Source organism: Streptomyces sp. SID3343, assembly GCF_009865215.1.
Lineage (GTDB): Bacteria > Actinomycetota > Actinomycetes > Streptomycetales > Streptomycetaceae > Embleya.
The window spans coordinates 1-3,644 of the sequence record NZ_WWJX01000160.1 but is presented as its reverse complement, the minus strand read 5'-3'; the positions used below and the strand labels follow the sequence as shown (position 1 = coordinate 3,644).

4 protein-coding genes are annotated in these 3,644 nt (G+C 70.8%); 2 read left to right on the top strand and 2 right to left on the bottom strand.

Annotation, left to right across the window (positions count from 1 at the left end; all coding sequences use genetic code 11):
• Positions 1-641 precede the first annotated feature (641 nt).
• Positions 642-1,169, bottom strand: coding sequence for a ricin-type beta-trefoil lectin domain protein (locus GT354_RS05495; RefSeq protein WP_161355038.1), 528 nt, complete (start codon positions 1,167-1,169; stop codon positions 642-644).
• 125 nt (positions 1,170-1,294) lie between these two features.
• Between GT354_RS05495 and GT354_RS05490 the strand changes: the two genes are divergently transcribed.
• Both GT354_RS05490 and GT354_RS05485 read left to right on the top strand, forming a co-directional pair.
• Positions 1,295-2,092, top strand: coding sequence for a PDZ domain-containing protein (locus tag GT354_RS05490; RefSeq protein WP_202511537.1), 798 nt, complete (start codon positions 1,295-1,297; stop codon positions 2,090-2,092).
• A 79-nt stretch (positions 2,093-2,171) separates the two neighbouring features.
• Entirely contained in the window at positions 2,172-3,326 is a 1,155-nt protein-coding gene (locus GT354_RS05485; protein WP_237534402.1) for a transposase, read from the top strand.
• A gap of 9 nt (positions 3,327-3,335) precedes the next feature.
• Here GT354_RS05485 and GT354_RS05480 read toward each other — a convergent pair.
• Positions 3,336-3,644 (bottom strand): transposase (locus tag GT354_RS05480; RefSeq protein WP_161355037.1); only part of this gene is annotated, 309 nt, incomplete at its 5' end.

Below are 3,644 nucleotides of genomic sequence, written 5' to 3'. Positions count from 1 at the left end.
GACATCGTCACCGGCCGCCGACGCGTCCCCCTGGCCGACGCCCGCCCCTGGCCGGACCCCGACCTGGAGAACCTGATCGAGGACACCATGGCCCTGGACCCCTCCGCACGCGGCCTCGGCCGAGTCGACGTCACGCCCGTCGCCGATCTGCACACCCGCCCGTAACGGCCCGCGTTCCCACGACGAGGCCGAACCGAGTGTGCAACGGTGACCATTTCCACGCTGACCTGCACGCCGACCACGGCTCTGACGACGAGGACCAACCGAGAAATCGCCCTGTCCGGCGCGGCCGCAGGGCCGGGCCGGACCGCCGGCTGCGATCGCGCGGGCAAGTTCACCCGAAAGAGAGCGGACCCGATGTCGCCCGCCCGGCGCCCGACGACCCGGCCCCGACATCGTGAAGCCGACTCGACCCCAGGCCCCGATCGCCGGATCAGGCCCATCGCATCCCGAGCGCGGCCAACGCGTCGATCCGCTCCGCCGGCCATGTCGGCCGCCGCTGCCGGGCGTTGGCGAGGGCGACACCCAGCTTCACCGCGTGCGCCACACCGTCACCTTCGCCGAACCGTGGTGACGCGCCGGGGTGGCCCCGGCCGCCCCGGAGCCGTCCGAGGCGGAACCCGACGTGCGGTACGGTCGGCTCAGACCACCGACCAGATGTGCGCGGCGGTCGAGTCGGCGCAATCGCCGAGGTAGAGCTCACGGTCGCCAAAGTGGTCGGCTGTGCGCTCTTCGGTGAGGCACGTGCCGCTCGACGAGCGGAACCGAACGCCGACGCCGCTTTCCTCCATCTTCCATTGGTTCTTGGCCGTGGTGGACTTGCACGACGCGAAGAAGACGGACGTCCCCGACGGGGCGTGGCTCAGGCAGCCGTGGAGCTCCAGTATGGCGTCGTCCCCGCCGATCCTGACGATGTGATCCCCGACGCCGTCCCATCCGGGCGCGTTACGCAGTTCCCACTCAAAGATCCTGTCGCCGACGTTGCAGTCCCCCGTGACGACCTCGGACGTGTGGTCCACCGCCAGACACTTCTGGTTGATCACGCTCACGATCTCGTGCCGTTTGGGGAGGGGGGCGGCCTGGGCGGGGAACGCGGACGGCAGCAGTGCCGCGGCGGTGACCGCCACCGTGGCGGCGGCTCGGGTGATACGACGGGTGTGGGCGCTCATGGGAGGCGCTCTCCTGAGGGTGGTGGTGGGATCGACGGGTCCAGCACATCGCGAAAAACGACGCGATGAGGTGTTCTGCGCGTGTTTTCACCCCTGCGGATTTCTTCGGGCCTAACCTCCGACAAATGACGAATACGCGTTCACGCCGACCCGCCGCCGTGGAACGAACCCGCGAGGCCCACCATCCCGTGGGGCCTTGGACGATCCTCGGGGTCGGGGTGTGTGTCCTGCTGCCGATCGCGTTCCACCCGGTCGCCGCGACCGCGTCCACTCCGGCCGCCGCGCACACCACGCTCCGGGCCCCCGCGGGGCTGCAACCCCAGCGCGAGATCCCCGAGTTGGACGCGCCCGGCGAGGCACGCGAGGTCGTCTACGACCCCGACCACCGGTCCCGCCCCAGCCAGGGCGTCTTCACCGCCACCGCGCCCGAGCACACCCGGATCCTGGACCTGGACCTGGACTGCCCCTCGTGCGACGTCGACATCGCCCGCGACGGCTCGACCGCGACGGCGTGGACACCCCCGGGCCGGTGGAACTTCGTCACCCCGGTCCGTGTCCTCCTCCGCGCCGACGCCGACGCGCCCCTGGCGGGCGGCGAGTACTCCGGCACCTTCAGCCTGGACGACGACGAACAACCCCTCGTCGTCATCACCGAAGGTGAACAGGGAATCCTGGGCCTCCAACACGAGGACACTCCCGACAGGAGCGGCGCCCGCGTGCGCGGCGTCACCCGCGAAAGCCCCGCCGACCGGGCCGGCATCCGCGTCGGAGACGTCGTCACCTCCTTCGACGGCAAACCCGTCACCAACGCCGCCGACCTGCGAGCCGCCCGCATCGGCCGCGTCCGCTCCGGCGCCGAAGTCCCCCTCACCTACCGGCAACAGGACGGCACCACCAAAACCGTCCGGGTCACCCTCGACTAGCGGTGGTTTGTTGACGGCGGCTTCGAATAGCGGTATGCCATGAAGTAGCGGTATTCGTGGGCCCGTTCGGGGGCGTGCCATGACCGCTCGTGTGCCGTGTCCGCCTGCGCCGGGGCCGTTGGAGGGGTACGCGGCCCGGTTCGACGACCTGTTCGGGACGCTCGCCCGGCGGCGGGGGTTCCGGGAGTACCTGGTCGGGCTGTTGGCGCCGCGGGACCGGAACAAGACGCTGACCTGCCTGGCCGGGGCCGCGCCGGTGGCCGGCGCGCAACACCCGGCCGTGCAGCGGCTGCAGTTCTTCCTCTCCGAGTCGACCTGGGACCACGAACGGGTCAACGCCCGCCGACTGGAACTGCTGCGTGCCGAGCCCGCGACCGCCCCGCACGAGGCGGGGGTATCGGTCATCGACGATTACGGGGACCGCAAGGACGGAACGGCGACCGCGCACGTGCGCCGCCAATGGTTGGGACGGTTGGGCAGGACCGACAACGGGGTCGTCACGGTGACCACCCTCTGGGCCGACGAACGGGTCTACCACCCGCTCCACGCCGTCCCCTACACGCCGGCCCGGCATTTCCCGAAGGGAAGGAACGACCCGGGGTTCCGCACCAGGCTGCGGATCGGAGCGGAGCCGGCGGTACAGGCCCACGACGCGGGGTTCGTGTTCCGGGCGGCGGCGGCCGACTGCGCGTACGGCGACCAGGACGGCTTCCGCGGCGAACTGCGGGAGGCCGGACTGCCGTTCGTCATGGCGTCGAAGCCACGGCGCGGGACCTGGGCATACGGCGACCAGGCCCACACCCCCGTCGACGCCGCCCGTGAACCGGTCCGGCACGGACCGGACCGACCCGGCGACAGGTACGCGGTGATCCGCACCTTCCGCGACGGGCACACCGAGCCGTGGTGGGCCGCCGACGCGACGCTCGGGTGGTGGGGGCCGGACGGGACGACCCGGCTGGTGGTGGCCACCACCGACCCGGCGACGCTGCCGGCCAGGGTCACCTGGTATCTCGCCACGAACCCTCCCCGCCCGGGCGGGCCGCGCGAGGACGAGGCCCCGCACCCGGCCGCCGACCTGACGGAAGGCGTGCGCATCCATGGGATCCGTCATTGGATCGAGCAGGGATACAAGCAGGTGAAGGACGAACTCGGGTGGGCCGACTTCCAAGTCCGCTCCGACACGGCGATCCGCCGCCATCAGACGCTGGTCGACTGCGCGTTCTCGTTCTGCTAGGAAGTGTCTTCAAAGTGGGCGTCTGAGCCAGAGCAGGATGGACGCGATGGTGATCGCGGCGGTGAACGAGGAGGTGGTCTTGTCGTAGCGTGTGGCGATTCCGCGGAATTGTTTGAGGCGGTTGAAGCAGCGTTCGACGACGTTGCGTCGCTTGTACGCCTCGGGATCGAACAAGGGCGGGCGGCCGCCGTGTTGTCCCTTGCGGAGACGGTTCCCGACCTGGTCGCGGCGTTCGGGGATGGTGTGCGGGATGCCTCGCCGTCGCAGGTGCGGGCGGATCTTTCGCGAGCTGTAGCCCTTGTCGCCCAGGACGTGGTC

Bases quoted from the DNA above. Each gene is read 5' to 3' on its own strand.
- GT354_RS05485 (WP_237534402.1), top strand. From the start codon at position 2,172: ATGACCGCTCGTGTGCCGTGTCCGCCTGCGCCGGGGCCGTTGGAGGGG.
- GT354_RS05490 (WP_202511537.1), top strand. From the start codon at position 1,295: ATGACGAATACGCGTTCACGCCGACCCGCCGCCGTGGAACGAACCCGC.
- GT354_RS05495 (WP_161355038.1), bottom strand. From the start codon at position 1,169: ATGAGCGCCCACACCCGTCGTATCACCCGAGCCGCCGCCACGGTGGCG.